The following is a 25,995-nucleotide window of genomic DNA, read 5'->3' as shown; positions in this document are numbered from 1 at the left end:
GGCTGTATTGTATCATATTCCTCTTCGGGTCAGACATAGCAGGCGATAGGGATAGCTAAATCGTATACATAGATATTTACATAAAATTACAGGATTATTTTACAAATACAAGACAAGCTGGGATAATGAAAGGGAATTTCAAATATGAAAGGAGCTAATCATGAAGAGAAAATTATGGATTACACTTCCACTGGTACTGCTGTTAATCGTATTGTCCGGTTGTCAAGCCGTTGGAAATCTGGATATCAAAAATGCCATGATTCGCAACCTGGATGTTAAATCGATAGAGTCCAGCCAGACCATATCGGTTCATCTGACACCTTCGGCTACAGCTGATGCAGAAGATATTCAGCTGGCCACCATTGTAAACGCATTGCAGCTGAATATTGATAGTGCCAAACTGCAGGCAGACGGCAAAATGTCTGTACAAGGGTCGGTACAATACAGCGGACAGAAACTGCCTTATCATATTTATCTGGATGAGCAGGGAATGACTATTGATCTGGAGGGCGCCAAACAGCCAATATACATATCTTTTGCCCTCAATGATTCCATGGGTCTGTCCGGACTGAGCGGCGGATTCAGTGCAGCTTCCCTCAAGGGAGAAGAACAGGAATTTGTTAAGCAGGTTATCTCCTTCCTGTATACCCACCTGCCGAATCCTGCAAATGTATCGGTGAACTCCGTACAACAGGATGTGTATGGTGAATCTCTGGATCTGACCCAGCTGCATGTCGAGCTGACAGGTGAAGAGCTGATTACACTGGTTAAGCCTTTCCTTGTGAGTGTCTCCCAGGACAAAGAAGGAATCCGTCAGCTGATTGGTGCTGTCTATGACTTTATGTCTACCACACTGGAACAGACAGAGCCAGGCTCAACCCAGTCCGTTATGGGCGGCAGCAGAGAAGAATTCGTAAATAATGGCTACAAAGAAGTAAATAAAACGCTGGATCTTGTCCTCAAAGAGTATGATAGCCAGCTGGCTGAACTGCAGGAGTCCAAAGAATTTAATACTGTATTTGGACCAAATACCCGTGTCAGCACAGATGTGTACTTCGACAAGGACATGTATATCCGTAAACAGTCGATGGAGATGACGATTGCACTGCCGGATACCGAATATACGCCAATTTCCTCGATCCGTGTGTCTACAGCAAGCGAATCATGGAATATCAATGGAAATGTGACTGCAGATCCGGTTGACACTACAGGTGGTGTACTGCAGGTATCGGAGAAGACAACGCCGGGTACTTTCCTGCGTAACTTTGAAAAGACTTCTCCGGTGTACATGCTGCTTAACAATATGAACGGCATTACCAAGAAAACGATCTACTTTGGATCTTATGGTGATTACGATGACACGATTACCCGTAATCATGTAACACTGGTTCCGGTCAAGGATCTGGCAGAAGGCCTTGATGCCAAAATGCAGTGGAATGTTTCTTCCAAACAGCTGACACTGACAGATGATATTACAGGTGCAGTGACTGTACTGAAGCTGAACTCCAATAAGGCAGTAGTGGATGGTCAGTCCCATACGTTGTCTTCCAAAGTCGTTAATGTCAAAGGTAAAGTCTATGTACCTCTGCGCTCGGTAGCCAATATTCTGGGTGCAACCGTAGCTGCTGATGGAAATAGCTTCACTGTAACCCGCAAGTAATAATTGCGGATTATTCCAATCCTAAAGCAATCCAAACAAAAGGACCTCATCCCGAAGCGGAGAGGTCCTTTTGTTTAATTAATTTTGAAATAAAAAAGCTGGTTATTTGTCGAAAATAGTCAATTAGAATGGAGTAAAAAGAATAACAAGGAAAATGCCGAAAAAAACAACCGTATTTCGGCAAAATACAGCGATGGAAGAACGAAAAATAAAAAAGAGATAAATGAGCAATTCGAATCATCCCAATTTCAAACGATGAAGTTAAAATTTATCCATAAATACTTTTTATTAGAAAAATATAGGAATTGTAGCGAAAATACTCCTCTGGTCTTAAAGAGACTGCTACATCGTTCTCTATAATGCGCATAACAACTGCAATTCCTGTATTTTTCGTCCGAAAAAGTATATCGGCGATCCAACTCCTAATTCGCCATCACAAAAGGGGGCCAGTAATAAAAAAATAAAATTGGAAAATTATAAAATAATATGTAATCAAGTGAGTCAACAATCCAAAATATGGTTATTAAACCGTCATGGAAATATCATTCATTTTTTCGGGGAGAAATGGATGTAGACAGTTCATCAATCTTCAAACTCAAACGGTTCTATGGGAGTGGAACTGTGATAGTACTCGATGATGTATTGCACTTCTACAGAAAGCTATCCCATCCGATTTACACACAGACATAAAGATGATTTAATTCAAAAGGAGAGATTTTAAAATGGGATTGCTTAATTTCAAAAATGGTATGGTACTGGCTGGCGCATTGTTTCTGGGGACTGTTTTTCAGAGTGGAACGGTGCATGCATTGCAATATGGCGGAGATATCGTTCCGACACTTAGCAGCAGCGCAGGCAGTAATGGTACAGCCAAAGCCAGTGTAGAAGAATCGGGTTATGAAGCATGGAAAGCATTTGACGATAATGGAAATGCAAACAGCTACTGGAGAGCGCCGGCAAACAGCACATCGAAGCTGTCATACGAGCTGAACCAGAAGCAAGTTGTTAATAAATATACAGTACAAGCAGATACGTATGATGCAGCAGATGCTCCGAAAAAATGGCAGTTTGCCGGTAAAATCGGCAATAACTGGCTCGTAATTGACGAGCAAGCCGGCCAAAGCAGCTGGGCACCTGGAGAAAAGCGTACATTCGAAGTAGACAACGATGTAGCTTATTCCGGTTATGCACTGTTCATCACAGGCAATAACGGCAGCAAATGGGTAGGCATTAACGATCTGGAACTGACTTCATTCGAAGGTAATACCAATGTGATTCCGGCGATGGGTGCGCCTACATTAAGCGCTGACAATGCGCCTGGTGCTGCTGCTTCGGTAAATGCAGAATCTGCCTGGAAAGCATTTGACCACTCGGTAAGTCAAGACAGCGTATGGACATCCGACTCGCAGCGGTATGCTGATGCATCTCTGTCTTATACCTTCTCCAGCCCGAAAGTGATCAAAGGCTATGCGATAGCAGTAACAGCCAAATCGACAGCACCTGTATCATGGATGCTGGTAGGTTCCAATGATGGTAAACAGTGGGATGAAGTCATTCACGAAGTGAAGTCTTCCATGCGCTGGGAACCAGGTCAGAAGAAAATCTATGCAGTAGATAACGATACGGCTTACAAATCCTACAAATTGATTATCAACCGTAATTCCGGTCCTACTCAAGTTGTAGTCAACGAATTTGAACTGTATCAATAAAAAGGAATGGGCAGTCCATCACACTGCCTTCCTTATCCATCCTATAGAAATGCAAAAGAAGCAGCAGCCTATGCAGGGGCTGCTTCTTCTTTGCTGTGATAAGAGTGGTTGTCAGAGCCAGCCACCTACCATGATCGAATTAGTGGGTAATGATACGATAGCTTGTGCTTATGTCCGCAACTGTGAGAACATAGAATAGAAAAAGAGCGCTATCATTAGACAGGAGGAAATAAAATGAACAAGATTATGCCACTGGCTCATCGCGGTATTTCCAGCAGTCGTCTGGCCCTCGGTTGTATGCCTTTTGGGGGCGGCTGGGATCAGACTCCATTTACAGAGGAGCATGTCAAAGAAGCAGAAGCTGCTGTCGATGCAGCACTGTCAATTGGTATCACGCTGTTTGACCATGCTGATATTTATACAAGAGGCAAAGCCGAGCAGGTATTCGGCCGTGTGCTGAATAATCGCCCGGAACTGCGTGACCAGATTGTGATCCAGTCCAAATGCGGTATTCAGCTGGGAGATGAGGAGCTGCCGGGTCGCTTTAATTTCTCCAAAGGACACATTCTGGATTCTGTCGATGGCAGTATGGAACGTCTTGGTACAGATTATCTGGATATCCTGCTGCTGCACCGTCCGGATCCGCTGGTCGAGCCGGAGGAAGTAGCAGAGGCTTTTGCATCGCTCAAAGCATCCGGCAAAGTACGTTATTTTGGTGTATCCAATATGAGTGCTGCACAGATCGCCTTTTTGCAGCAGGCGATTCCGGATTCCTTTGCAGTGAATCAGCTGGAAATGAGCCTGGGTCATCTGCACTTTGTAGATCAGGGGGTACATGTGAATCAGGCGGCAGGTACAGCAGTGAATTTTGCCGAGGGTCTGATGGAATACTGTCGTACCCAGAATATCCAGCTTCAAGCCTGGGGACCACTGGCACAGGGCAAATTCTCCGGTCGCGATGTGAAGGATCAACCTGAGCATATTCAGGAAGCAGCGAAGCTTGTACAACAACTGGCAAATGAAAAAGAAACGACTCCCGAGGCAATTGTTCTGGGCTGGCTGATGCGCCATCCGGCTATGATCCAACCGATTATTGGTACTACCAATCCACAGCGAATCAAAGCTTGTGAAGATGCAGAGCGCCAATCCCAGCTCATGACCAGAGAAGAATGGTATACGCTGTATGTAACCGCACGCGGCGAATCCATGCCATAATTCCACAAGAAACCAGCATAACTGTATATAAATAAATGTTGATTCTTATACGTAAGAGTCCGTTATACGATCTTTTTCTGCTCCATGTATATGGAGTAAAGAGATAAATAAAAAGCAAAAGAGCAGACTGTTCTATAAAGTCTGCTCTTTTTGTTATAGACAAAAGAAAGAAAATACATCGATTGTAGAGTAAAAAAGGATGAAGATGACATGAGAAGTGAGCAAAAGAAGTGATAAAAAAATAGTATTAAATTCAGATAGCCAAATTGGGAATATTTTAATTAGGTGTATAAATAGAACATATGATCTATAAGTGGAATAAATATCATATTTGATTACAACCAAATAACTTATGTAACAAAATTGTAATAAATAAGAACGCTTACTTTTTAGCTATGTAAGAAAGTTATCTAAACAAAAAAGTAGGAATAGACCATGATGATAAGTTAGCACATTTCCTTATGTTATAAGGGTTTATACAAACATTTTTACTTAAAATACCATAAATGTAAGATGAGAATCCAGATAGGACTAGGACTTTTGACATTTAGCGAATACTCGAAAAAAATAATTTATCTTAGTAATTGGAAAATTTATCATGTAAATTATTCGATTAGAGTATATAATATGTTACAAATCAATAAAGTTATTCAAAACGAATAACATTTGGGTAAAGGTAACAATGGGTTCATATGTTCAAGAGGAGACAGGCAGAGAAAAACAATCTGTCTGCTGATGGATCAGCAGCATGATCTTCTATCCTGATATAAAGATGGAGACTGCTGAAAAGAACGAGGTCTTACAGTAGATGTGAATGTTCGTATCGAAGAATGATCCGGATAGGAGGGTAAACACGTGCACACAGCATACGACAAAACTAAGTTAGTGAATAAGTCACTAATATCTGCACAACCTGTTCATTGCTCATCGCGTGCTACTCTGGAGAAAATCGATTCTGTCATTACTTATCCAAGCGGCTCCAGAGCCTATTTATGGCAGGGAGATACCAGTATTGATAAGACAGTTTCTTTTGTAGAATATTATCGCCACAGACTGAATAATTATATCAGTCAGCGAGATCGTCTAAAGCAGTACAGCGATCATCTGCGACAGGAGACACTTATTGATCCGCATATTCATTAATCCATACCAAATATTTCATATATGAATTATAAATACACCGATATCAGAATAATTAATCACCCGAAGGAGGTGCAGGCATGAGTGCAACAGCTGGAATCTGGGATATGGCAAAACGACATAGTAGTGAAGAATTGCAGCAGCAGGGCAACCGGATGATGCAGAGCATGGAGAGATATCCAGCCGATGCTTCAGGAATATGGCAGGGAGAACATCTTTTCCTTGGCTGTCATGATCAATGGGTCACTCCCGAATCGGTCCATCAGCGTATGCCTCATTACGATTCGGTTCGCCGACTGGCCATTACGGGCGATGTGATTATTGATAATCGGGAGGAATTGTTCAGCCAGCTGGGATTGAATGCTTCTATGCATGATATGCCGGATATTATGCTTCTGCTTCATGCCTACGACAAATGGGGTGAGCAGATGCCTCGTTATCTGAACGGCGACTTTGCTTTTGCAGTCTGGGATGAATCGAGACAGCAGCTCTTTCTGGCAAGAGACTGGTCCGGTAACCGTACACTGTATTACTATCAGACCGCCGAGAAGTTTATTTTCGCCAGCACAATGGAAGCTTTGTTCCAGACCGGTGATGTGAGCAAGAAATTGTCCACTCCGTGGATGGCGGAGTTTCTGACAACGGTAGCGATGGAAGAGTCGACCGATATTCAGGCGACGGTCTATGATCAGATCAAGCAGCTGCCGCCGGCACACGCGATGATGCTGTCTGCGGACAAATCTTCCATTTATCAGTACGGTACACTGCTGCCGGATGAACCGCTGCGACTCAAGTCGGATGAAGAATATGTAGAGGCGTTCAGGGATGTATATAGCCGGGTTATCCGTGCCAAGCTGCGTACCCGCCACGGTGTAGCAGCTACACTCAGCGGCGGACTGGATTCAGGCAGTGTCGTCAGTTATGCAGCCAAGATCCTCTCGGGTCAGAACAAGCCGATTTATACATACAGCTTTGTGCCGATTCCCGGCTTCAAAGACTGGACATCCTCACGACTAATGGCTAATGAACGACCATATATTGAAGAGACGGTCAGACACGTCAGTCAGATTCATCCGGTCCATGATCACTATATGGATTTTGCCGATCGCAGCCCACTCAGTGAAGTGGAACATTGGCTCTCCCTGATGGAGATGCCGTACAAGTACTTTGAGAATTCATTCTGGATTCGCGGCATTTTCGAGCAGGCCCAGCAGCAGGGGGCAGGAGTACTGCTGACAGGAGCACGTGGTAACTTTACTATCTCCTGGGGACCAGCGATCGAGTATTATGGCGAAATGCTCAAAAAGTTCCAATGGATCAAACTGTATCAGGAAATGAAAATGTACAGCCAAAATGCCGGTATCCGGCGTAAAAAGATTATCCAGCAGATTCAGCAGTCCGCCTTTCCCCGTCTGAGCCGCAATACCCGCGACCTGGGCCGGCCGGATGCACTGAAATGGATTAATCCCGAGCTCGCCGAGCGGACCGGGATGGCCGAGCGGGTACGTCAGGCTGAACTGAATCTGGTAGGCAGTGATACCATGAGTGATCAGGATATCCGGTTGGACAAATTCTCCAATCTGGCTACTGCCAACAAAGATGGGGCTGTAACGTCCAAAATATCCATGGGTTATGGTGTATGGGAACGTGACCCGACGAATGATCCACGCGTGATCAAGTTCTGTCTGTCCGTACCTTATAACCAATATGTACAAAACGGAATGGACCGCGCGCTGATCCGGCGTGCGACAGCAGGTGATCTGCCCGACAAGATCAGGTTGAACCAGAAAGTACGCGGTCTGCAGCCTGCGGATTGGGTACAGCGTATGCTGCCGATGTGGCCTGCTTTTACAAGCGAGATCCGTGAGATTTGTCAGGACTCGGCAGCTGCCCAGTGGATGAACACAGAGAATATTATGGAAGCTCTAAACGAAGTGGGCGAGTCCCCTTCAGCCGAAGCGGCATTTAATCCGGCTACACGCCTGCTGATGCGCAGTCTCATTATGGGACGATTCATTCGCAGCTTAGCATAGCAAGGTATACCCTATAAAGGAGGTGAATAATGAACATGACAAAAATGGAATGGCAAGCTCCGGAAATGCAGGTCCTGGATGTTAATGAGACAGCAGCTGGTAAAGGCTGGAAAGTCATTGACTGGGTTACTTACGATGACGCCGATCTGTACAACCCGGGCAGCTAATCGCCGCATGTTAAAGGGGTAAGTTGAACGACCATCTATCCAAAACATTTGAGGAGGAAATACTCATGAACCAAGAAAAAATGCAATGGCAAGCTCCAACGTTGGAAGTTTTGGATGTCAATGAAACAGCAGCAGGTAAAGGCTGGAAAGTCATTGACTGGGTTACTTATGATGATGCTGATCTGTACAACCCAGGCAGCTAATCCATTTCTATTCAAGTAACAGGCTCACCCCTGAATCCAAAACCTTTGAGGAGGAAATACGAATGAATCAAGAAAAAATGCAATGGCAAGCACCAACCTTGGAAGTTTTGGATGTACATCAAACAGCGGCAGGTAAAGGCTGGAGAGTCATCGACTGGGTTACTTATGACGATGCGGATCTGTACAACCCGAGCTGATTTTCATATTCAATCATTTTAATAAGGTATAAGGAGGAACACAGGATGAAACAAGAAAAAATGCAATGGCAAGCTCCAGCAATGGAAGTTTTGGAAATGAACGAAACTGCCGCAGGTAAAGGCTGGAAAGCAATTGACTGGGTCACTTATGATGACGCAGACCTGTACAACCCAGGTAGCTAATTAAATTAGCGCCAGGTCAAGGCTGAAAGGTCATCGACAACGTCGATTATAAATGATGCAGATTTGCGTAAGTCTTGCTGATTGTTTTTGGTAAGCGACCTGTGTTGCTTCGTAAGACCAGCAGTAGTGTAATTCTCAAAGTGACCCTTATACCCCAAAAACGTATAAGGGTCCATTTTCTTCAACAGGACCAGAGCATGATGGAATCACCGGTGTGCATTAAGTTCCGGAAGCGATCAGCCAGGGAACCTATCGGGAGGTTATTACTATTAACACGATCCAACAAACCGTATATCAAGCCTTTGGTCTGCGGATTAAAAGCGAAATTTCCTTGCCTGAGCTACAGCAAGTTAACAATACAAATAGATCAGCTGACGTGACCGTCCGTTTTGCGGATTTGTCCCAGTGGGCGGAAGCCATTTCTACCCGTGATACCAATTTTACGATGCAGCCGCCAGGCTTTATGTTCCAAATGCCCGATACAGGCATATTCTGTATTCACGAAGGTAACAGTATCATAATCGATCCTGCACCCCAGGTCAGTGAAGCCAAACTGCGCCTGTTCATACTTGGAACCTGCATGGGCATTCTGTTGATGCAGCGTGATATTTTCCCACTGCACGGCAGTGCATTATTAATCGAAGGTCAGGCCTATGCTTTTGTCGGTCATTCGGGAGCAGGCAAGTCCACGCTTGCAGCTACCTTTATGCAGGCAGGGTATCCGCTCATCAGTGATGATGTAATCGCCGTGAATTATGAGAATGGAGTGCCTCATGTATATCCGGCTTATCCACAGCAGAAGCTGTGGCAGGAAAGTCTGAACCATTTTGGTATCTCATCGGATCAATACTCTACGCTGCATGATGAATACGATAAATTCGCGATTCCGGTCGGCGATCGGTTTTATAACCAGCCTGTACCGCTTGCAGGAGTATTCGAATTGGTGAAGACGGATGCACCGGAAGCTAGTATTATAGAATTAAATCGGCTGGAACGCCTCCACATTATGCTGGCGCATACCTTCCGCGGTGCAATTGTTCCGCGTCTGGGTCTGAAGCAGCGCCATTTCTCCCAGTTTGCCGCACTGGCAGGGGAGCTTGATGCTTATCAGATTCAGCGTTCGACGACCGCTTTTACCGCACCTGCCATTATGGAAAAAGTCGTTCAGATCATCCAATCCAAAAATCACGCCGCATCCCGCTCGGGCAGCAACAGCTGAACCGTTACGGATGAATGTGCGAAGGAGATTAAATCACTCATTTAATCCATACCAGAACTAAACATATCAGCCTATCCATGAAAGGGGAAACGTTAATGTCTAACCAAATGATAAATAGCGAACAGAAAATCACCCAAAATTCCAACTATATCGCCAGCGATATGAATGGAGAGAAAGTCATGCTGGATATCGAGTCCGGTAAATATTACAATCTGGGCGCTATTGGAGGCCGAATCTGGGATATCAGTGAGAATCCTGTCACTGTAGATGAGATTGTAGCCGTACTGGTGCAGGAGTATGACGTAGCACAGGACGTATGCAAACAGCAAGTGAGTGTATTTGTAGAGAAAATGCTGCAGGAAGGGCTGGTTGAGGTCAATGGCGCTGCCGTTCGCTAAATTGTCCAAAGCAGCCAAACTGCGCAACTATCCGGCTGCGATGCGCAAGCTGATGCTGGAAGCTCTCTTTTACCTGGCCTGGGGACGCATTATGAAGATGCGCCCGTTTGCCAAAGTGTCGCCGTCACTGGGCGATTATATGCAGGAGACCACGTATGAATCGGATCGGGACGCTCACCGTCAGGCGGTGCAGATCTCCAAGGCGCTGCATCTGGTCAGCCCTCATGTGTTCTGGGAGACGGAATGTCTGGTTATGGCGTTTGCCGCGATGAAAATGCTTGAACGTCGCAAGCTGCCAAGCACGCTCTACCTCGGTATGCGCCGCGATGACAAAGGCAGCAATGCCGCACACGCCTGGCTGAGAAGCGGACGCTTCTATCTGACAGGTGCCAAGGAGATCGAACAATATACAGTCGTCGGACGGTTTGCCAAGCAGTTCAACTGACAACGATTGAATACAACATATAAAGGAGTAAGCCATGAATAAGGAATGGGGCCTTGATCTACGGAACTTCCCTGTCGAATTGAAACTGATGCTGGGTTCAATGAAGTCCAAGCCTGCTGACCTGTTACTGGCTGGCGGAGAATCTTCGCTGGACTGGCAGGAGTTCAGCTCGCTGTCCATGCATCACCGTGTCTATCCTACGATCCACGCGCATCTGTCAGCATACAGCGATTTGCTGCCGGCAGAGACGATGCAGTGGCTGAATCACCGTTATCACCATAATACCTTTACCATGCTGCAGCTCAGCGGCCAAATGCAGAAGGTCAGCCAGACTTTTAACAAGCAGAATATTCCGGCTCTCCAGCTCAAAGGCCCGGTGCTCGCTCAGCTATTGTACGGTGATCTGTCCCGACGCACGTCCAAGGATCTGGATGTACTGGTGCCGATGGACCGTATAGAAGCAGCCGAGCAGGCATTGCTGGAACTTGGTTATACCAAGACCCAGGAAGTCGATCGGACGCTGGATAAATGGAAATGGCGCTATAATCACGAATCCTATACCCATGAACGTACTGGCGTAGAGATTGAGCTACACTGGCGGCTGAATGGAGATGCCGGTGCCGAACAAAGCTTTGATGATCTATGGACACGTAGACAAACCATGCAGTTTGGCGGTACATCCGTGCATATGCTCGGCAAAGAAGATCTGCTGATCTATCTGGCTGTCCATGGTGCACGTCATGCCTGGTTCCGTCTGCGCTGGCTGGCAGATATCGATAAACTGGTGCGTATGGATATCGACTGGGAACTGCTCGCACGTCTGGTGCGTCAGTACAAGAGCAGTCATATTGTCGGTCAGGCATTCCTGCTGGCGGCTGCTTTATTGGAGACTCCGGTAACGCCGCAGATGGAAGTGCTGATGAATCAGCCGCGTGCCAGAGACCTGGCTCGTCGTGTGATTGTATTTATCCGGGAAAAGGTAAGCCTCTGTCCGGAACCGGAAACCGAGCGACTCGCACAGCAATACCGTTCCTATCAATATGCACTGCGTACCAACGGTCAAAAGGCATTATTCTGGTGGCGCAAGATGACACCGGATGCATGGGATATGCAGACACTGCCGCTACCGAAGCCGCTGCATTTTATGTATTATCCGCTGCACCCGTTTCTGCTGTTATACCGGCGGAATCAGCGGCGTAATGCATTGCAGCGGGAGGTGGGCCAGTGAATGAGCTGCGCAGCTATGTAAATGAACTACGCCAATATGGCGGCAAACGAATCTATTTCTATATTGGTCTGATGCTCGTCATCAGTCTGCTTGATATGGTCACGCTGTATATGCTTGTTCCTCTGCTCAGCCTGATTGGGGTATTCGGCGGTGCCGGCAGCAGTACACTGCCTATGGCTTCGCTGTTTGAGCCTCTCAAGCAGATGCCGGTTACGACGACGCTGATTATTATTTTATCCGTCTACAGTCTGCTGACAATTGTACAGGGACTGATGCAGCGCAAACAGGCGATTATGGGCGCCGAGATCCAGCAAGGATTTATCAAGAGCCTGCGTCTGCGTGTATATCGCTCGATTATGCGTTCCAACTGGTCCTTTTTCCTGCGTAAGCGCAAGTCGGATCTGAGCCATATGCTGACAACCGAGCTGGCCAGGGTAAGTCAGGGAACGAATCTCGTCCTGATGCTATCCACTTCGCTGCTGTTTACCGTGATTCAGATCGGATTTGCCATGGTGTTATCCTTCAAGATGACCCTGCTGGTAATGATCGGTGGCGGACTGCTGGCCTTGTATTCACGCAAGTTTGTCCGTAAGTCCAAAACCTACGGGGATAAAATGACCCAGCTGTCACAGGATTATTTCTCGGGTATCCAGGAGAATCTGAACGGAATCAAGGATATCAAAAGTAATATGCTGGAATCTTCGCACTTTGATTGGTTCCGCAATATGGCCAACAAGCTGGAATATAATCTGATCCAGCAGATTCGCCTGAATTCCGCTACCCAGCTGATCTACAAGCTGATCTCTGTCGTATTTATCGTTGGATTTATCGTATTGTCTGCGCAGGTATTCAAGCTGCAGCCGGAACGCTCGGTACTGATCGTACTGATCTTTGCCCGCTTATGGCCAAGATTCAGCGGTATTCAGTCCTATCTGGAGTATATCGGTGCACTGCTGCCTGCGTTCCGCGCGCTGTCCAAGCTGCAGACCGAATGTGAGCAGGCTGAAGAATCGTATCGTCCGGTTGGTTATGGACAAGGACCGGTACAGCCGCTGCAGCAGGGTATTCGCTGTGAGCAGGTATCATTCCGCTACAGTGAAGAGCATGACAATGCACTGAAAGATATTAATCTGTTTATTCCGGCAGGTCAGATGACTGCTGTCGCCGGACGTTCGGGAGCGGGCAAGAGTACGCTGATCGATATGCTGATGGGGCTGATGGAGCCGCAGGATGGCAAAGTGACTGTAGATGGAGAAGTACTGACCGGAGAGCGTCTGCTGTCCTGGCGCAACTCTATTGGTTATGTCGCTCAGGAGCCGTTTCTGTTCCACAGCAGTATTCGTGAGAATCTGATGCTGGTGAAGCCGGATGCGAGCGAAGACGAGCTGTGGGAAGCATTGTCCTTTGCAGCCTGTGACGAGTTCGTACGGAAGCTGCCGGATGGACTGGATACAGTTATTGGCGACCGCGGGGTTCGTCTCTCCGGGGGAGAACGCCAGCGTATCGTGCTGGCACGGGCTATCCTGCGCAAGCCGGAAGTGCTGATTCTGGATGAAGCGACCAGCTCGCTGGATACCGAGAATGAAGCCAAGGTACAGCTCGCGCTGGAGAAACTCAAAGGCAAGATCACACTGATTGTTATTGCCCACCGTCTATCCACAATCCGCAATGCTGATCAGGTGATCGTGATGGATCATGGCCAGATTGTGCAGCAGGGTGGATTTAACCAGCTGTCCAGTGAGACCAAGGGAACCTTCCATCAGCTGCTAGCCTATCAGACAGCTGCCCAGTAATGCGGTTCGATTTTATTTTGTCGGACAAAGTATAATCATGCAGAAAAGGAACAGATCGCTGCGATGCAGTGGGATCTGTTCCTTTTTTATCGTGCGGGTCGAATAATCAACGATAGGGTACAGCATTTCATGCAGATTGACATTTATTTAGAACGTTTGAAGGTTTAAAAGTTTAAAGATTCGCCAATCACTCAACATAATCGAAGATACGATCTACCTGTCCAGCGGATCACTGTATATTTGCAGGATTTATTTCAAATCCAGCCAATCCAGTTCTTCACGTGTCAGTGTAATCTGCGCACCTTCATCACAGGATAGCAGTTCTTCACGGTTCTGTGCTCCGATCAGAGCGCAGGTCGGAAAGGGCTGATTGAGTACATAAGCCAGCGCAATCTGGATCGTAGTACTCTGCTTCTGTCCAGCCAGTTCTCCAGCACGGCGCAGCCGCTCCCAGTTCTCATCGCTGTAGAATACGCGCACCAGATCTTCATTATCCCGAACCTCCGGGGTAAAGCGTCCGGTAAAGAAGCCCCGGGCCTGCGAAGACCAGGATAGCAGTGGTAGCTGGGTCTGTTCATGCCAATCCAGTGTTTCGCGGTCAGCGGAGACACAGCCCGCCCAGAATGGTTCATTGGCTTTGGCAAGACTTAGATTGGGACTACTGAAAGTAAAACCGGTTAATCCGTGGGAAGCGGCATAGTCATTCGCTTCCTGTAGCCGCTGCCAGGTCCAGTTGGAAGCGCCGATAGCGCCGATCCGTCCAGCCTCGACATGATCGTTAAGCGCTTCCAGAATGGAGCCTACAGGAACAGACGGATCATCACGATGCAGACCATACAGCTCGATAAAGTCGGTCTTCAGCCGCTCCAGGCTGGTCATCAGGTCGCTGCGGATATCCTCTGCATTCACACGTGGTCCATGCTGATCATGATGGGCACCCTTGGTCAGAATGACCAGTGCTTCAGGGTTACCGCGCTCCTGCATATATTGGCCAAGCACTTCCTCGCTCTCACCGCCGCAGTAAATATGGGCAGTGTCTATTGTCGTACCGCCAATTGCCAGAAAAGCATCCAGATTCGCAGCTGCTTTTTCATACGTATCATGCTTAAAATAGTCTGTACCTTTGATCAGGCGAGAGACTGGTTTGCGTGCACCTTCAATTTGGATATATTCCATGTCTTATATCTTCCTTTCGTATGAGGAATCGATTACCTGTATGTTGTGATTATAATGAATTCAAAAAGGCTTGGAAATGATAATATATTGAATAGGTTAACACAATATTGTCATTAGAGAGGATGAGGAAGATTAGACAGACCGTACTGCTTACTTTGCAGGAACAGCCATATTTTTGTCTGCCGGAATCAGTAGGGCATTATCATGATCAACCGGAACATTCCGTGTTGAGAGAAGAGGGTGCACTGAATAATTTTAATATACATTATGTAGCTGCCGGTAAAGGATATGTGGAAGTGGAGGGAACGGTACATGAACTGCGCAGCGGGCAGGCGGTACTTTATTTTCCGCATCAGCGTCAGCGGTATTACAGCAGCCAGGATGACCCGTGGGATGTGCGCTGGGTGCATTTTTATGGAGAGCGTCTGCATGATTATATGATTGAGCGTGGATTTCACCGCAATCTATTGTGGACACTGCGTCAGCGGGAAGGCTGGGAAGCCTCTCATCTGGCACTGCTGAATGAAGCGGAGCAGCACCGGATGCTGCATCCGTCACTATTATCGACACTGACCTATGCGGTGCTCGCCGAATTCGTGCATCAGGCGGTTCCGCTGAAGAATCGGCGTGCGGGTCAGGCGGAAGGCCGGATTCTGAGCCTGCTGCCACAGATGCAGCAGCAGGCCTGCGAACCTTTTCTCCTGCAGGATTGGGCGGAGCGGGCAGGGGTGAGCGAACATTATTTTTGCAGACTGTTCAAAAGTGTAGTCGAGATGACTCCAATGGAATTCATTACCCGTTCCCGCTTGCAGATGGCCAAGCAGTGGTTATTGGAACGGCCAGATCGCCCTGTGGGGCAGATTGCCGAGGATGCCGGCTATCCCAGTGCCAGCTACTTCAATCGTCAATTTCTCACCCGTGAAAAGATGACACCTACGGAGTATCGCAGACTGTATTGGAATTGAATACGATGCTGATCTTAGCGAATCAGCCAGAGATATTCAGACTGGCTGCCCCTGACAATTCCAGCGTCTCCATAATCAGCATGACCGATTCCTCTACAGACAGGAACTCGGTGTTAATAACCAATTCAGGCTGCTCGGGTACATCGTAGGGAGCACTGATCCCGGTAAACTGCGGAATCTCCCCGCTGCGGGCGTGCTGGTACAATCCCTTGGGATCACGCTGTTCACAGGCTGCCAGAGAGCAGTTCACATAGATCTCGCAAAAGTCTTCGGGCTGGAACATGTCCCGTACCATTTGCCGATCCGGAGCATGGGGGGAAATCAGTGCAGCGATAACAATCTGTCCACCATCCAGCAGGATGCGGGCGACTTCTCCCATGCGGCGAAGATTCTCGCGCCGATCTTCTGGAGCAAAGCCCAGATCGCTGTTCAGTCCCTGCCGTACCCGGTCCCCGTCCAGTACATAACAAGATTGTCCACGCAGGAACAGCTCATGCTCCAGTGCAAAAGCGAGAGTGGATTTCCCTGATCCGGACAATCCGGTCAGCCACAGTACACGTCCCTTTTGCCGATAAAGCCGCTCGCGGTCAGCGCGTGTAACCAGAGGAAATCCTGCTGCAGGCTGCTGTGATTCTGTCATAAATACGCTCCTTTGTACGATAAATTGGATTTATTTTATCATACCAGCAATAAGCCGGAATTGCCTGCATGACAAAAGTGAATTTGGCAGAAGACGAGTGAACCGGAGAACGATATAAAAAGCCCCTGTCCAAAGGAGTACAATCTCCTTGCGGACAGGGGCTTTTCGTATCGCTGTATGAATGTTATACGCCACAGGTTCGGCAATCAATCGCAGAACTTAGCGTTCGTCGTTCCAGAAGTTCAGCGGATGATTTTTTTTATCCAATATTTCAAAATGATAACCCTCTGCCTTGAGCTCTTTGAGTACTTTTGGCAGTACTTTGAGAGTGGCAGGTTGATCATGCATCAGTATAACCGGAGTAGCTCCGCGACGTTCTACTGATTTCACCTGGGTCATAATGTTGTTGTACACCTTCTGGTGATCTTTTTTGTATTTCCAGTCCAGGGAATCCACGTTCCAGTCCCACAGATGGAAGCCGCCGGTGCTCAGCATAATATCCCGGTAGGATTTTTTGAGATATGGTTTGCTGCCATAAGGAGTACGTACCAGACTCGTAGACTTGCCGGTTACTTTGTACAGACTTTCGTTGGCGCCCTTCATTTCCTTGTAGGCGCTGTACGGAGAACTGTAGAACTGGCTGACTACATGACTTACACCATGGAGACCAAGTCCGTTGCCTTCTTTGACAATACGTTTGGTCGCTGCCGGGAAGTGTTCCATATGCGGTCCAAGCATAAAGAAAGTCGCTTTGGCATTGTACTGGTCGAGGATATCGAGCAGCTGCATCGTATGTGCAGTCGGTCCATCGTCAAAGGTCAGATAGATCACTTTGGATGAATGTGCTTTGCTGCCGGATGACTGCGATTTGGCAGCGGTCGCTGTCTGAGGAATCAGAAGTACAGCGATGAGTAGTGCGAGTAACCATTTTTGCTTATGTAACATGAATAAGACGCTCCTTACCTGCAATTTTCTGTATTCATCATAACAAGACAGGAAGGAATGAATCTTCCGTAAATGGATACTATTGCATAACATTTTTGTTACATTAATCGGCATTAAACTACAAAATCGTCAAATTGTGAATATTGCAAATGAAAGAATTGGTTCCAAAGATAGAAAGGTAAGTAATTGGTCGCATACGAGAAGGCCAAAAATTAAATATCCATGAAGGATGAAAATACCTCCACATATTCTCCATATAAAAAAAACGAGACAAACGGAAAACAACGTCTGTCTCGATAGTAAATCGCTACTATTTATTTGCTTACCAGTGTCGACCAACCGGCATAATCATGGACAGCGATACCGGCAAAAGAGTCGTGCTTGCCCGCCTGCTTCGTCACACGAGCGAGCTGGTTGTTTAGGTAGGCGGCGCCTTCCTCATAAAAAGTGATAGTATTCCCCTCACTTGTAGGATTGGTCTCCACCCCTACATAGACGGGTGTACCGACAGCATCACCCTCGGCCAGCTGGGCTTCGGCAACATCCAAAATTCCGGAGGCACTATCACGGTAAGCCATGATCGTAATGGAATCGTACTGCTGCATCATCCAACTGCTGAGCGTTGCAGATTCGTCTGCGGTCAACAGGGTATGCAGCCAGAACGGGATATCGGCGGAAGCGGGGATATGCAGCGAATGAGCAGCTTGTACGACGCTCTCAACACTATGCTGCCAGCCTGCGATAACGGTTAACTGATCGGTGCGCCATTCGGGCAGCAGATAAGGTTCGATATCGATATGGATACCGCTGAACTTCTCATCGGCAGAGGCGCCCTGTTGATACGTGGTAATCCAGTCAAGCGTGGCCTGAAGTTCATGACGCCGGGAATCCAGCGCCCAAGAGGGGGCTCCATCAAGTGCTTGCACCGTAATGCCTTGGGCAGAAGCAGCAGCGATAAAGTGTTGATATACATTAGCATCCAGATCGGCATTGACCTGCAGGTAGATCAGGGTAACGTTCTGGCTGGCTGCAAAAGATAAAATACTGGCTGTAGAATTTACAATCAACTGTGTGTTCCACAGCCAGGTTGCTTTTTGAGGTGATTGAGCATAAGCGGGTGTCATCGTGAATCCTCCTAGCCACAGTAGTAATGCTATACAGAGGATACCCAATTGTAGGCGATAATATGCTGTTCTCATGATGTTGGACTCCTTCGAGTCATACCGCATCAGGTATTCATCGGCAACCGGCTATCCTAGCAAGACCCTGCCCATCATGCCTTAGACCCTTGGCTTTGCGTCTTCACCTTTCAGTGAATTTGCCCTGATTAAATATGATAAACAATAGGTTCAGCAGAGGTTGCTGTAGTATGCGCTCTTGTGGGATTGCATAACATATATATCGTCTATATAGCTAAGTTTCTAAATAGAATTTCGGTATTTTAACGACAAAAATTGACATTTTTTATAGAAGGGTATTGTCAAAGAAAGGTATAGTGCATAGGGAAGTATTATATACTGCCGCTAAGAATGGATTCACCTAATCATCACAGGTCCGAAAGGATCAAAAAAACCAGCGCTATGGAAAGCGCTGGTCGAATAAATCTTTTTATTTGCTTTTCTCGGGTTCCGGATAATCGACACCTTTGGTATCCACGGTTACCTTTTTCATGACAGGAGGAGTGTTCGGTTTGTCTTTCATATCTTTTGGCAGGTTGACGATCTTGTTGACTTCTTCCATGCCACTGATGACTTTACCAAATGCAGCATATCCTCCATCCAGATGCGGAGCATCGGCTACCATCAGGAAGAACTGGGAACCGGCGGAATTCGGATCGTCGGAACGTGCCATCGACAGTACGCCAGCCGTGTGCTTCAGGTCATTCTGTACACCGTTAGCTTGGAATTCGCCTGGGATGCTGTAGCCCGGATCACCGGTGCCATCGCCCTTGGGATCGCCACCCTGAATCATAAAGCCAGGGATAACGCGATGGAAAGTCAGACCGTCATAGAATCCTTTTTTAACAAGGGAAATGAAGTTATTGACACTGTTCGGTGCTGCTTTGGGATACAGCTCGATTTCAATCTTTTGGCCATCATCCATTTCGACGGTTACGATAGGATCGTTAGCCTGCTTGAAGTCGGCGGAATTATCAGTAGCGGATGGCGTCTGCGCTGTATCGGTTGCTGTAGAGCCGCTCTGGTCACCAGTCGTTCCAGTCGAACCGGTAGTGCCATTTGTTTCCGTACTGTTGGAAGTACCGGTCTGGCCCGTAGTGGAACTGCTCGTTCCATTGTTGTTACCGCAGCCAGCGATGATCAGGAACAAGGCTGCACATACGAGTACAAATACAACATTTTTACGCGGTTGGCGTAGCATAGAGGTCTTCACTCCTTAGTGGGTTGGTAATTTCCTCGGCACGTCATCGGACGTTAACCGATTTCAAGCCGGATGGATCATCCGAAAAGAAACGTCTAACGCCGGGATGGTACTGCAGGACATATACTATGACTTTAAACCAAGGTAGGGTTATGAAGCAAATATCTGTGCGAAAGGAAAAAAAGACCCTTTGAAATAGTGGGAAGATTAGCCATCATGCTTACCTACTTTCTATTTCAAAAGGCTTAGAGAAAAGAGAATATTTATTTGTTGCGTATTTGCTGGATCAGCTTAAAAGACAGCACCACAATTGCTGTCAAATACAAAGCCAGTAAAATATCAAAATAGAAACCACCATACATTAATCGATTAATTGCCAATATTGAAAAAGAAAACATAGTGATAAGCAGAATGGGAACCAGGTTGATTTTATTGGGAGTTTTCGATCGTTTTTGGATGATAAAAATAATAGCTCCTATAAGTACAGCATAAAATATAAAACCGCCTAATGCTCCCACTAACAGTAAAAAACTGTCACTCATTATCGTCCTCCTTTTATCATGTTAATCGCTGATTGACATATATCTGCTATAAATGACCGGACAATGCAATTACGGCCGTAATGGTAAATACATTCACAATCGTCGAAATAAGTACCGTCTGGGCGGCAAAGTCCGGTTCATTACGGTATTCTTCTGCCAGAATCGATGTATTTACACCTGTAGGCATAGCGGATGCGATCAAGAGCGCCTGTGCCGGAATCCCGTGCATATCGAGCAGCAGAATCAGCATCAATCCGATCAATGGACCGCCAAACAGTCGCAGCACCATACTGATATAGATATCACTGCGATAGAGCCGTAGTGGATATTTGACGATCTGCGCACCGAGCGTGATCAGTGCGATCGCGACCATGGACTGCTGGGCATAGGTGAGCGGCTGGGCGAGCACAGTCGGTAGCGGAATCGCGAGCGCATGCATGATCAGGCCAAGTGCCAGTGCATAGGGTACCGGCATTTTCAGGAATCCGATAATGACGCTGCGATAGTTGCCCTGCAGCCGGGAGCCCTGAATCGAGATAACTCCATAGGTAAAGGTAAGCAGGCTCTGCAGGGACATGATCAGTGCCTGCATCGACGCAGCCAGTGGTTCTCCACTGAATACAAGCTGATTGACAGGCAGCCCGTAATTGCCGGAGTTATCCAGCATAATGCTGTTGTTAAAAGCAGCCTTTTTCCCACCTTTGTATCCCATAATCCGGGAAGTGAGCGAGCCGAGAATATACAGGATCAGTATATACAGGGCATAGAACAGTACTACACTGCCCAGCAGCTCAGGATTCATATTGGAATGATACAGGCTCATAAATACGGTCGCCGGTGTAATGCAGTAAAAGTTGATTTTGGATAGCGTGTACAGATCCAGCTGAAAAATCCGCTGAAGTACCGAACCGACAACAATCAGTACAATAATCGGCAGTACGACGCTGTACAGGATAGTTATAAACAAGGAATTCACTTCTTTCTATATTGTCTCTCTCGGTGTGCACCAGTCAGATAAGTATGTAACACTCCTCAGCCGGAGTCTTCTTATTCCGGCAGTTCGACCAAAAGTATACCATAGTTTCCCGGTCAGAAAGGTGAATAGAAGGTAATCTGCCAAGAACAATGAATCCCATAGTCACTCTATATAGAGTAAGGGATAGATAAATATTCGGTCACTACAGTAGGCATAAAGAGCTGCAACAATCATCGCTGCATACACACAAAAAGGCAGAAGCCGTATTCACGGTCTCTGCCTTTTTTATACATCTAGTTGTCCCATGACTATATCCATACGAGTGTGTCCTTGGCATAACCGGCTGGCCAGTGTCCTGCTTCATACAGTTGGATAACTCTCTGCCAGCTGCTGCCGAGATCGTAATAACGTTCCATGGCATACTGGCGATAGGCATAACCGGCAGCCTGGCGTGCTGCTGTGGTGAAATCATGCGGTCTGCATTTCAGGGTATCCGGCCGGGCAGTACGGGTCTGGCGAAGTACGGCCTGATAGATTTGTTTGCGGATATCCAGCAGCTGCGGATCGGCAGACATCGCCGGGTAGAAAGGGTCTGGTTCTGTTGGAGAGGAGGGCAGCCAGCGTACAGCCGATTGCAGCTTGATCCATTCGGGCAAGGTCGGCTGTACAAAAGTCTCCTGTACATCCGGAAGCTGCATATAATGAAGAAAAGGCAGCTCGGGCTGCAGCTTGGCTGCAAATTCCTCGGCCAGCGGCTGACCCAGTGAAGAGAAAAAAGCTACTTCGCTGATTCGCTCCAGTTCCTGATGGAGATGGATCATACCGATGTATTTTTCTGAAGAGGAAGATACAGATTCATGCCCTCACTGCGAAAACGTTCGATCCATTCCTCTTCTTTATCCTGCAGTTTGTCCTTGATTCGATCATACGGGTTCTCCAGCGGCTTGAGCACTTCCAGAATGTTCACCTCGAACTGATCCTTGCCAAGACGTGTCCAGTCCGCCTGCAGCTCGCGGTGAATAAAGCTGCCCATTTCCAGAGAGAATAGCGAACCATTGATCGTACGCAGATTGGGTGTACTCGTCACCCATACTTTTTGTTCCGGCAGATTGCGTACTTCATAGATACCGGCTTCTGTCTTTATTTCCTTGTACTGCTCTTGCAGTTCTTTTCTACGGTTCATGTTATTCAGCTCCCATAATAGACTATCATCTCATTTATTTAATATAATATAGATAATATTATATATTGTCTATAAAATAATTAGACGGAAAGATGAAATTTAGAGGATGACGTCAATAAATAGGCAAATGGGTAATAATAAGCATTTGGCGATCAATTGTATTGCAAGATAGCGAGCGTTAAAATAAAAGAAACTCTGGTGCAGCACCAGTTCCTTCAAATTGTGAAGCTGCTTCTACTATATATAAAGCTGCTACCTATATAGACAGCACAAAATGAAAAAGCATATAAGGATGTGGAGTATTGAACAAATGGCTTAAATTGATCCTCCTGCTCATTGGATCGGCAGTGCTTACCCGGCTGATCCCGTTCTCTTCGTTATTCCGTAATCTGGACACGATGATTCATGAATTCTGCCATGCCATTGTCACGCTCATGACCTCGGGGAGAGTGAACCGGATCGAACTCAATGCAGATCATAGCGGAGTGACGTATTCCATGATCACCTCGGCATGGAGCGGACTGCCGATTGGATTGGCAGGGTATATGGGCTCCTCGCTGTTCGTGATCTGGCTATTTTATCTCTATCACAAGCGGCAGCAGCGGGTTGGCATTATCGTAACGGCGGTTATTGCGCTCATTATGCTGATTCTGTATGTGCACCATGGGTTCGGCGTAATCTGGCTGATTGGATTTGTTATTGTAAGCATTCTGATGCTGATCAGTCCCGAATGGCTGCGCAACGGCTATTATCTGCTGATTATGTTTTTGACGCTGGAAGAATCAGTGTTGTCCTCGTTAACTATTTTGATTATGGCGATTACCAGTCCTTCAGCTGCAGGGGATGCGACCGGTCTGGCGTATCAATTTATACTGCCTGCTGTAGTTTGGGGCATTATTTTTGCCGGGTTCTCCCTGTGGTGCGCCAAAATCTCTGCCCAGCTGTTTTTGCGCAAGCGCAAACCGCCGCGTACCAGAACATCTTCAACATCAGGAGGGTTTGCCGGATGAATGATCACCCTTATCGCAGTCGCCCATGGGCGATGCGGGGCGCAAGTATACAGATCGATCCACTATTTCCGTATTATGCGGATCGTTCCCCTGACAGTATCGCGGATGAGCTGATGCTCGCCGGGTATCGTACAGTGCATTACTTTGTAGTCAATGAGCAAAAAGTAGACCAGTGGCTCGTCGAAGCTCTCCAGAAAAGGGAAATCGCTGTCTGGGCGCTGGTGCTGGGCAACGGTACATTCAGCGTAGAACATGCTCCGCCATCCTGGTCTTCTTGGAAAATGGAGCTTCTGCGTCCAATCAATGATGGATTTGAACGCTTTTCCCATTTCTCGACCGATTATATCCAGTGGAAAAAAGAAGTGCTGTCCTATCTGCTGGAAAATGTGCCATTCGACGGCGTAGAAGTGGCCGAGCCATATTTCCCGGAATGGAATGGCATCGCGCGTGGTGTGTATGGAGATATCGGTCCGCTGGCAAGACAGGCTTTTCACGACAAATATGGCGAGCAGATTCCCGAATTTCTGGATGAATCGGCATCCAATTATTACAAGCGGATCCCGGATATTTACCAGGCCTGGACCGATCTGCGCGTTGATGCTGTAAATCATCTGATCGACGAGCTAATCAATGGGGAAAAAGGGGCAAGGCAGGTGCGTCCGGATATCAAGGTGGCGACCTGGTCACTGGCTGTCCGGGAAGCGGATGCTATAGAGAAACTGCGTGAATGGCAGGGACTCGATCCGCTGTCCATGATCGAGAAGGTGCGTCCGGATCTGCATGTGCTGCAGACTCACTGGCCGGACTGGATGAAACGGGGACTGGGCGCTGATTATATCCGCGAATATGAGCCGGTTGCAGCACCGATCCGGGAACGTTATCCGAATCTGCCGCTCGGTATCCAGGCAGATATCGGCTCCAAAGCAAGCATGATCAAAGGGCGTCGCTGGGTCGATGATTTTGAACATCAGGCTTATGCGCTTGGCTATCAGACGTGGACTGCTTACGAGTATCATATTGGCGGATATATGTATGCTGAGCCGCCGCTGCCTTCTTCGGGACTGTTGCTGGATGAACACGAGGTGATGATCACGTACAACAAACGGATTGATCCCGATTCGGTAGGCAGCGTCGTGCTGCATTTGTCGACCGGTCTGAGCAAGCCGCGTGAATTGAAAGTCAGCCACTCTGCTGTGGATGGCAATCGGCTGTTCCTGCGCTTTGCCAGAGCGCTGCCAACAACACCTTTTCAGCTGGAAATTCGCGATATTCGCGATACCCCGGATCTATGGCTGCTTAAAGGCCGTAAAGCCAATCGTACTCCCCGCAAAACACGGGTCACCGTGATTCGCCAAAAATAAAAAAACCATTTCACATCGTTCATTTCGAGAGAGTTATAGAAAAGAGGAAACAACATGATCGTGTCCAGTGTCGAATGGTTGATGCTTGCTCTGGTCCTGATAGCCATTATCGTTTTTATTATCAAACGTCCGTCCCGGGTAGTTAATTTTGCTGATTCTCCGCTGTACAAATGGAGCCGTGTCGATCTGAGCGGCCGCGCGGTATCGGGAGACGGATCTTCCTACTACCTGCTGACCAAGCGAGGCCGCAGCAATAATCTGATGGTGTACTTTTCCGGCGGAGGGATCAGTTGGAATCGTAATACAGCGACCAAGCCTTTTGGACTGCGTACACTGCTGCACAATCATGAGCTGGGTTATTATTTTGCCAATATTCCTTTCTACAAGCCAGATCTACTGGGAGGTATATTGGATAATCAGCGCAAAGACAATCCCTTCCGTGACTGGAATATTATCTATGTTCCTTATGCGACAGGAGATTTCCACATCGGTGATCATCAAGTGAAATACAAGGACCGTGGCAAACTCACATTCACCGCTCATTACAGCGGGCGTGCCAATACGCTCAAGGGACTCGACTGGATGTTCAAGCATGTGCCGGCACCGGACAAACTGCTGATTGCCGGAGCAAGTGCGGGGGGATTCGGTTCTGCCTTTTGGGCACCGTATATTGCCGAGCATTATCCACAGGCACAGCTGTATCATTATGCCGATGGAGCCTATCTGTCCTCCCACCAGTGGCCGCATATTATCGACGAAGTCTGGAAAGCGGACTTCCTGAAACGATATGGCTATGCGATCGAAGATGATATTATCGGCGCTGCGTTCCGGGCGAATCATCGGATGCTGCCTGAGGGAACCGTATTGCTGCAGTCCAACACTGTCTATGACAAAGTGCTGCCTTCCTACGAAGCCGTACTAAATGGACGAACCGAAGGACTCGTCAGTGATGATCTGGAGATTACCAATGAATGGTCACTCGGCATGCTGAACTCGGCACACCGCCTGCAGCAAGAACTGCCGGATTATTACTTTTTCATCACCGATTATGGAGTGGGCAGCGGCAAAAAAAGACGCGGTACTCCCCATACACTGTCACCCTACAAAGTATTCTATTCTGCTCAGGAAAGCGGCGTGAAGCTGAGTCGCTGGCTCGGTGATATCGTTAACGAAGACAAACGTTATTCGGTCGGCAAGGAGTTTGTCGAGTTTCCCGGACGGGAATAGA

The 25,995-nt window shown here is 47.4% G+C and carries 27 protein-coding genes and 1 riboswitch; of the genes, 18 read left to right on the top strand and 9 right to left on the bottom strand.

Translation table 11 applies throughout. From position 1 onward, the window contains the following. The first annotated feature begins 160 nt into the window (after window positions 1–160). The 14 genes from WH46_RS03350 to WH46_RS03305 all read left to right on the top strand — a co-directional run bounded on the left by WH46_RS03350 (window position 161) and on the right by WH46_RS03305 (window position 13,590). Entirely contained in the window at window positions 161–1,660 is a 1,500-nt protein-coding gene (locus tag WH46_RS03350) for a copper amine oxidase N-terminal domain-containing protein (protein WP_046225675.1), read from the top strand. A gap of 722 nt (window positions 1,661–2,382) precedes the next feature. After that, complete coding sequence (locus tag WH46_RS03345) at window positions 2,383–3,369, top strand: hypothetical protein (RefSeq protein ID WP_046225674.1); 987 nt, start codon at window positions 2,383–2,385, stop codon at window positions 3,367–3,369. 234 nt (window positions 3,370–3,603) lie between these two features. Continuing rightward, window positions 3,604–4,584 (top strand): aldo/keto reductase, encoded by a 981-nt coding sequence (locus tag WH46_RS03340; RefSeq protein WP_046225673.1) that lies wholly within the window; start codon window positions 3,604–3,606, stop codon window positions 4,582–4,584. An 855-nt stretch (window positions 4,585–5,439) separates the two neighbouring features. Beyond that, window positions 5,440–5,727 (top strand): hypothetical protein, encoded by a 288-nt coding sequence (locus WH46_RS03335; RefSeq protein WP_046225672.1) that lies wholly within the window; start codon window positions 5,440–5,442, stop codon window positions 5,725–5,727. A gap of 77 nt (window positions 5,728–5,804) precedes the next feature. Continuing rightward, window positions 5,805–7,757 carry an asparagine synthase-related protein gene (locus WH46_RS03330; protein ID WP_052714094.1) on the top strand — a complete coding sequence of 651 codons (1,953 nt, stop codon included), beginning with the start codon at window positions 5,805–5,807 and terminating at the stop codon, window positions 7,755–7,757. 29 nt (window positions 7,758–7,786) lie between these two features. Continuing rightward, complete coding sequence (locus WH46_RS24000) at window positions 7,787–7,924, top strand: paeninodin family lasso peptide (RefSeq protein WP_017811556.1); 138 nt, start codon at window positions 7,787–7,789, stop codon at window positions 7,922–7,924. 65 nt (window positions 7,925–7,989) lie between these two features. Then, the gene (locus WH46_RS23995) at window positions 7,990–8,127 is read left to right on the top strand and encodes a paeninodin family lasso peptide (RefSeq protein ID WP_017811555.1); all 138 of its coding nucleotides are present in this window, start codon (window positions 7,990–7,992) and stop codon (window positions 8,125–8,127) included. 62 nt (window positions 8,128–8,189) lie between these two features. After that, entirely contained in the window at window positions 8,190–8,324 is a 135-nt protein-coding gene (locus tag WH46_RS23990) for a paeninodin family lasso peptide (RefSeq protein ID WP_017811554.1), read from the top strand. Window positions 8,325–8,369: 45 nt separating this feature from the next. Next, complete coding sequence (locus WH46_RS23985; RefSeq protein ID WP_017811553.1) at window positions 8,370–8,507, top strand: paeninodin family lasso peptide; 138 nt, start codon at window positions 8,370–8,372, stop codon at window positions 8,505–8,507. A gap of 376 nt (window positions 8,508–8,883) precedes the next feature. Beyond that, on the top strand, window positions 8,884–9,726 hold the full coding sequence (locus WH46_RS03325) for a hypothetical protein (protein WP_017811552.1): 843 nt from the start codon (window positions 8,884–8,886) through the stop codon (window positions 9,724–9,726). 95 nt (window positions 9,727–9,821) lie between these two features. Next, entirely contained in the window at window positions 9,822–10,124 is a 303-nt protein-coding gene (locus WH46_RS03320; protein WP_046225670.1) for a lasso peptide biosynthesis PqqD family chaperone, read from the top strand. Continuing rightward, a complete protein-coding gene (locus tag WH46_RS03315; RefSeq protein ID WP_407944395.1) occupies window positions 10,105–10,569 on the top strand; it encodes a lasso peptide biosynthesis B2 protein in 465 nt (154 codons plus the stop codon). Before WH46_RS03320 ends, WH46_RS03315 begins: the two co-directional genes overlap by 20 nt. 34 nt (window positions 10,570–10,603) lie before the next feature. Next, window positions 10,604–11,797 carry a nucleotidyltransferase domain-containing protein gene (locus tag WH46_RS03310; RefSeq protein ID WP_046225669.1) on the top strand — a complete coding sequence of 398 codons (1,194 nt, stop codon included), beginning with the start codon at window positions 10,604–10,606 and terminating at the stop codon, window positions 11,795–11,797. After that, the gene (locus WH46_RS03305; protein ID WP_017811549.1) at window positions 11,794–13,590 is read left to right on the top strand and encodes an ABC transporter ATP-binding protein; all 1,797 of its coding nucleotides are present in this window, start codon (window positions 11,794–11,796) and stop codon (window positions 13,588–13,590) included. Before WH46_RS03310 ends, WH46_RS03305 begins: the two co-directional genes overlap by 4 nt. A gap of 249 nt (window positions 13,591–13,839) precedes the next feature. Here WH46_RS03305 and WH46_RS03300 read toward each other — a convergent pair whose 3' ends face one another. Then, window positions 13,840–14,766, bottom strand: a complete 927-nt coding sequence (locus tag WH46_RS03300; protein WP_046225668.1) for an aldo/keto reductase — start codon at window positions 14,764–14,766, stop codon at window positions 13,840–13,842. Window positions 14,767–14,888: 122 nt separating this feature from the next. On the opposite strand from WH46_RS03300, the gene WH46_RS03295 reads away from it, so the two are divergent. Next, entirely contained in the window at window positions 14,889–15,731 is an 843-nt protein-coding gene (locus WH46_RS03295; protein WP_036629249.1) for an AraC family transcriptional regulator, read from the top strand. 22 nt (window positions 15,732–15,753) lie between these two features. Here the strand turns inward: WH46_RS03295 and cysC are convergent, their stop codons facing one another. The 8 genes from cysC to WH46_RS03255 form a co-directional block, all read right to left on the bottom strand. Continuing rightward, window positions 15,754–16,371, bottom strand: a complete 618-nt coding sequence (gene cysC / locus WH46_RS03290; protein WP_046225667.1) for an adenylyl-sulfate kinase — start codon at window positions 16,369–16,371, stop codon at window positions 15,754–15,756. Window positions 16,372–16,590: 219 nt separating this feature from the next. After that, window positions 16,591–17,316: a polysaccharide deacetylase family protein gene (locus tag WH46_RS03285; protein ID WP_017811545.1), complete on the bottom strand. Its 726-nt coding sequence runs from the start codon at window positions 17,314–17,316 to the stop codon at window positions 16,591–16,593. Between the two features lie 314 nt (window positions 17,317–17,630). Then, window positions 17,631–18,440 carry a hypothetical protein gene (locus WH46_RS03280; protein WP_052714093.1) on the bottom strand — a complete coding sequence of 270 codons (810 nt, stop codon included), beginning with the start codon at window positions 18,438–18,440 and terminating at the stop codon, window positions 17,631–17,633. A 114-nt stretch (window positions 18,441–18,554) separates the two neighbouring features. Next, a riboswitch (cyclic di-GMP riboswitch) is annotated at window positions 18,555–18,649 on the bottom strand. A gap of 275 nt (window positions 18,650–18,924) precedes the next feature. Continuing rightward, window positions 18,925–19,695, bottom strand: coding sequence for a peptidylprolyl isomerase (locus WH46_RS03275; protein WP_046225665.1), 771 nt, complete (start codon window positions 19,693–19,695; stop codon window positions 18,925–18,927). A 263-nt stretch (window positions 19,696–19,958) separates the two neighbouring features. Continuing rightward, on the bottom strand, window positions 19,959–20,237 hold the full coding sequence (locus WH46_RS03270) for a hypothetical protein (RefSeq protein ID WP_046225664.1): 279 nt from the start codon (window positions 20,235–20,237) through the stop codon (window positions 19,959–19,961). A gap of 46 nt (window positions 20,238–20,283) precedes the next feature. Next, entirely contained in the window at window positions 20,284–21,204 is a 921-nt protein-coding gene (locus tag WH46_RS03265; RefSeq protein ID WP_046225663.1) for an AEC family transporter, read from the bottom strand. Between the two features lie 317 nt (window positions 21,205–21,521). Next, a complete protein-coding gene (locus WH46_RS03260; RefSeq protein ID WP_046225662.1) occupies window positions 21,522–22,034 on the bottom strand; it encodes a hypothetical protein in 513 nt (170 codons plus the stop codon). Then, window positions 22,031–22,396: a GIY-YIG nuclease family protein gene (locus tag WH46_RS03255; RefSeq protein ID WP_046225661.1), complete on the bottom strand. Its 366-nt coding sequence runs from the start codon at window positions 22,394–22,396 to the stop codon at window positions 22,031–22,033. Before WH46_RS03255 ends, WH46_RS03260 begins: the two co-directional genes overlap by 4 nt. A gap of 302 nt (window positions 22,397–22,698) precedes the next feature. On the opposite strand from WH46_RS03255, the gene WH46_RS03250 reads away from it, so the two are divergent. From WH46_RS03250 to WH46_RS03240, 3 genes are read left to right on the top strand one after another with little or no spacing between them, the layout of a single operon-like run. Then, window positions 22,699–23,406: a M50 family metallopeptidase gene (locus WH46_RS03250; RefSeq protein WP_046225660.1), complete on the top strand. Its 708-nt coding sequence runs from the start codon at window positions 22,699–22,701 to the stop codon at window positions 23,404–23,406. Continuing rightward, window positions 23,403–24,767, top strand: coding sequence for a hypothetical protein (locus WH46_RS03245; RefSeq protein ID WP_046225659.1), 1,365 nt, complete (start codon window positions 23,403–23,405; stop codon window positions 24,765–24,767). The genes WH46_RS03250 and WH46_RS03245 overlap by 4 nt, the downstream gene beginning before the upstream one ends. A 54-nt stretch (window positions 24,768–24,821) precedes the next feature. Continuing rightward, window positions 24,822–25,994 (top strand): pectin acetylesterase-family hydrolase, encoded by a 1,173-nt coding sequence (locus tag WH46_RS03240; RefSeq protein ID WP_046225658.1) that lies wholly within the window; start codon window positions 24,822–24,824, stop codon window positions 25,992–25,994. The last annotated feature ends 1 nt before the right edge of the window (window position 25,995 follow it).

It is taken from the genome of Paenibacillus dauci, from assembly GCF_000971985.1.
GTDB lineage: Bacteria > Bacillota > Bacilli > Paenibacillales > Paenibacillaceae > Saccharibacillus > Saccharibacillus dauci.
This window is presented reverse-complemented; position numbering and strand designations above follow the sequence as displayed.